Origin of the sequence: Ensifer sp. ENS02, from assembly GCF_014851885.1 — a bacterium.
Taxonomy (GTDB): domain Bacteria; phylum Pseudomonadota; class Alphaproteobacteria; order Rhizobiales; family Rhizobiaceae; genus Ensifer; species Ensifer adhaerens.
In genome coordinates this window covers 1-459 of the sequence record NZ_JACVAO010000076.1, presented here as the reverse complement: position 1 = coordinate 459, position 459 = coordinate 1, and the positions used below count along the sequence as shown (strand labels likewise).

Genomic DNA, 459 nt, shown 5'->3' with positions numbered 1-459 from the left:
CGGCACCTGCTTCGGCCCAGGAGCCAGCAAAGCCGGCGCAGGCCAGCAAGGAAGCCGAGCATTGGATACCGAAGCTGCGGCTCGGCGACGACAATGCTTATTTCGAATTCTACGGTCAGATCAACAAAGGCCTGCTGAGCTACGATGACGGCGGGCAAACGGATAACTATTTTCCGGCCGACAATGGGAACTCGTCGTCACGCGCGGGCTTTCGCATCTACAGCCTCATGGAAAACGACTGGTCTTTCGGGGCCAATCTCGAATGGGAGTGGAACCCTTACTCGACAACCAATGTGAACCAGTTGAACGAGGATCACTTCGACTGGGGGACTGATCTGCTGCGCAAGGCGGAAATCTATCTAAATTCGAAGGACTACGGCAAATTCTGGTTCGGCCAGGGCAGCATGGCGTCGGATACGACCGCCGAGGTGGATTTGTCCGGCACGGACGTTGTTGGTT

General features: G+C 56.4%; 1 protein-coding gene. It reads left to right on the top strand.

Features of this window, described 5'->3' with window-relative positions; all coding sequences use genetic code 11:
• Positions 1-459: porin (locus tag IB262_RS35505; RefSeq protein WP_192494587.1), on the top strand; the 459-nt coding region annotated here is incomplete at both ends.